Genomic DNA, 3,538 nt, shown 5'->3' with positions numbered 1-3,538 from the left:
CTGAGAGCACCAAAAAATGCCGCAGTCCCCAATAAAAGCAAGGCCGCCTTTAGGTGGCCGCCAGTGCGAGGCGGATTCTCCCAGAGTTTTTGCCACACGTAGCCCTGCCCTGACTGTACTGAATAAATTCTTTGGGCATACATCGTGTAGTAATATTGACAATTTTTTAATATTTCTATATATTTGCCTCAGACTCAAACAGTCCCCTTCGTCTAGTGGTTAGGACACCGGGTTTTCATCCCGGCAACAGGAGTTCGACTCTCCTAGGGGATGTAAATATGTACAAGCCTTATATGAAGCCTGTTGAAACGGCTTTTCCTGACGTGAAAATCCCACCGCCCAAGGTTTCAAAGTTATTTATCTTTATTGTGTCTATTTTAAGCAAGCCTTATCTTTTCATGCTTTTTGGCATGGCTAAAATACTTCTGCGCGGCGAGGCGTTTGTTTTTGACGCTTTTAAACGGGCGTTGTCCAAAAAAAGCAGATGTATCATCGCTTTCCGCCATCCCGATGGAAGGGAACCTCAGCTTTTAGCTTGGTTTTTCCTTTTTAGGCTGAAGGCTCTTGCCGCGAAAAACAAAATTCGCTTTGAGCTCGACCCGCACGCTATTTTTGTGTACGGCTATGAAGTAGTCCGCTGGGGCGGCGCATTGGCGCGTATTTTCATGCCCAATTTGGGCGCGATACCGATACATCACACAAAAATTGACTCCAAAGGAATGGCGAGGATTTATAACGCTATTATAGACGGTCAGTACCCCATAGCCCTTGCCCCCGAAGGGCAGGTCTCCTATTCTATGGATTCCCTTCCGCGCTTAGAGCATGGCTCTATCCGAATAGGTTTTCAGGCGGCAAGCCAGATGGCAAGTAAAAACATGGATTGCCCTCTTGAGATTCTTCCGTTGTCAATACATTACCGCTATGGGCGCGGCGGCAAAGCGGCAATGGAAAAACTTTTAAAAAAGATTGAAAAATTCTGCGGTTTTTCAAAGCGCGAGACCGCGTCTCTTTCCTTCACCGAAAGGCTTCGCGAGTGCAGGGAATATATTCTGCAGATTAACGAATCGCGCTATCACATAAAAAGCGACGGTTCCGCTTTTGAACAACGTCTTGAGAGAGTGGTAAACGCCGCGTTGGAAACATCAGAGCGGTTTCTCGGCCTTAAAAGCGAGGGCGATTTTTTTCAGAGACTGTACAAGGTGCGCCATGATTGCTGGGACAGGATATTTCTGCCGGGCAGTGACAATCTTAAAAAAGTCCCGCTTGTCAAACGCTCCGTAATGGATCTTGGGGCAGGGGAGGCGTGGCACATTTCCCGTCATCAGGAACTCGCTGATTTTGGCTGGTATTTCCGCCATCCGCTCCCAACTGAGGAAACCGCCCTTCATCAAAAAATAGAGTTCGTTCAAAATCTTTGGGACTTTGCCAACCGCACGATGGGCGGCGCCCTTTCCGGCAGGGTCAATATTCCCGTAAAAAAAGTAATCATAAAAGGCGCTCCGGTTATCAATTTAAGCGGTCGGCTTAATCAATATAAAGAAGATAAAAGAGCGGCGGTAACGGAAGCGACATCAGATTTAGAGAAGGCTTTTCTTAAGTGTATTGAAGAAATGAAAGGCGAAGAATAACGAAAAATAATGAAAAATTTTCACACAAAGATCACGAAGGAACAAAGAACACAAAGGAGGGAGAGGGCGCTCCCTGAGCCTGTCGAAGGAAGCGTGGAACGGTTCTCTGTCGGCTTAGAGAAACTCAACCGTAAAAATAGCACTCAAAAATTAAATGAAGTTTACAATGATGACTATTATAAAGAATTTGAACCAATATCAAACACGGCGCTTGAGAGCATAAGGGAATTAACTAAAAATGATACGTGGTGAAATTTTATTGCCCTAATTAATAAAATGTAGTAAAATATATCATCACATTAGCGAGGTGTTATTATTAAAATAGAGCTTTTTACATTTTGCGATTTCGCTCAGGAAAACGGCGGGAAACTTACTATCGTAGGGACATTCGACACTATTATCTCACGTAATTTCCCGTGCGTTCATCCGCAGCTTTCGGTCGTTATCCGTCTGCGCTTTGATCTTTGGGAATTTGGAAACCACGCTTTTAGAATTGAAACCCGCGATTTGGAAGGTGAGATGAGCATGGAAACGATTAACGGAAATATTGAGGTAAAGGGAGTGGGAAACGCGTCTGCGGTTTCTCATCTTGTTTTTAGCATATCAAATCTTCACTTTAAAAATCCAGGCCTGATAAATTTTGTCCTATTCATAGATGACAAAGAAATTAGTTCAATCCCTCTTTATATAAGAAAAGGGTAGAATTTTTCGAGAAGACTTCACACAAAGAACACAAAGTGGGGAACTAATTAGCAATGAGCAATTAGCAATGAACAATGAGCGAAGTTAGCAAGCATAGCGGCTTGCCAAAAGACCGCGCCCGCAAACAACGAAATTGCTCATTGCTCATTTTTCATTGCTCATTGAAATAACACCTTCTTCGTGATCTTTGTGTGAAATCTTGGCGATACGTGATAAGAGTAAAAAGTCAGCTAGTACTAAGGCGGTCATCGCTTCTACTACGGGGACGGCTCTTGGGACGATACACACGTCGTGGCGGCCTTTGATGGCGATTTCTTTGACATTGCCGTTTTTGTCAAAAGCGGGTTGCGGCTTTTTGATTGATGGCGTTGGTTTGAACGCGGCTTTAAAAATTATGTCTTGGCCTGAAGAAATGCCGCCTAATATGCCGCCGCAGTTGTTGGTGGCGAATTTGCCGTTGCCGTCAGGGGATGGAACATCGTTGTTTTCACTGCCTTTCATGTTGGCGGCGGCGAAACCGGCGCCAAACTCAACGCCTTTGCAGGCTCCTATGGAAATTACTGCCGCCGCTAGACGGGCGTCAAGTTTGTCAAAGACTGGCTCTCCTAAACCGGGGGTTACTCCTCTTGCTAGGCAGGTTATTATGCCGCCCGCGCTTTCACCCTCTTTGCGGAGTTCTTCTATTTTGGCGGCGGCTTTTTCGGCGCCGGGTTTGCTTGGGACGCGGAAAGGATTGCGCTCTATTTCTTCGATGTCGAAGCCGTCTTCGCCGGGGGAAACTAAAGTTATTCCGGCGATTGATGACGACCACGCAATAACTGATATTCCATGCAGAGCTAGAAATTTCTTGGCTACCGCGCCAGCGGCTACTCGGCAAAGAGTTTCCCTGCCTGAACTTCTGCCGCCGCCGCGATGGTCCCTAATACCGTATTTTGCTTCCCATGAAAAATCGGCGTGGCCGGGCCTGTATATGTCTTTTAATTCTTCGTAATCGCGGCTGTTTTGGTTTGTGTTGCGGACTATAATCGCTATCGGACTTCCTAGAGTCTTTCCTTCAAAAACGCCGGATAAGATTTCAGGAGAGTCTTTTTCATCCCTTGAGCCGTAGAAGCTTGCGGGACGGCGGCGGGCAAGCTCTTTCTCAATGTCGTTAGCTGAAATTTCCAAGCCCGCCGGGCAACCGTCTATCACACAACCCATAGCTTGAC

4 protein-coding genes and 1 tRNA gene are annotated in these 3,538 nt (G+C 46.1%); 4 read left to right on the top strand and 1 reads right to left on the bottom strand.

From position 1 onward, the window contains the following. The first annotated feature begins 201 nt into the window (after positions 1-201). The 4 genes from ACYVRA_RS05860 (at position 202) to ACYVRA_RS05845 (ending at position 2,330) form a co-directional block, all read left to right on the top strand. Positions 202-273: transfer RNA gene (locus ACYVRA_RS05860), tRNA-Glu, on the top strand. 5 nt (positions 274-278) lie between these two features. Next, the gene (locus ACYVRA_RS05855) at positions 279-1,628 is read left to right on the top strand and encodes an acyltransferase (protein WP_461251813.1); all 1,350 of its coding nucleotides are present in this window, start codon (positions 279-281) and stop codon (positions 1,626-1,628) included. 9 nt (positions 1,629-1,637) lie between these two features. Next, positions 1,638-1,880, top strand: a complete 243-nt coding sequence (locus ACYVRA_RS05850) for a hypothetical protein (RefSeq protein ID WP_461251812.1) — start codon at positions 1,638-1,640, stop codon at positions 1,878-1,880. A 60-nt stretch (positions 1,881-1,940) separates the two neighbouring features. After that, the gene (locus ACYVRA_RS05845) at positions 1,941-2,330 is read left to right on the top strand and encodes a DUF6941 family protein (RefSeq protein WP_461251814.1); all 390 of its coding nucleotides are present in this window, start codon (positions 1,941-1,943) and stop codon (positions 2,328-2,330) included. 144 nt (positions 2,331-2,474) lie between these two features. Here ACYVRA_RS05845 and aroC read toward each other — a convergent pair. Beyond that, on the bottom strand, positions 2,475-3,538 hold a 1,064-nt coding region (gene aroC, locus ACYVRA_RS05840), incomplete at its 5' end, for a chorismate synthase (RefSeq protein ID WP_461251811.1).

The sequence above is a fragment of the Treponema sp. R8-4-B8 genome (genome assembly GCF_054786175.1).
The sequence above is the reverse complement of the archived record's forward strand: the minus strand, read 5'-3'. Positions and strand labels throughout refer to the sequence as shown.

Bases quoted from the DNA above. Each gene is read 5' to 3' on its own strand.
- ACYVRA_RS05855 (WP_461251813.1), top strand. From the start codon at position 279: ATGTACAAGCCTTATATGAAGCCTGTTGAAACGGCTTTTCCTGACGTG.
- ACYVRA_RS05850 (WP_461251812.1), top strand. From the start codon at position 1,638: ATGAAAAATTTTCACACAAAGATCACGAAGGAACAAAGAACACAAAGG.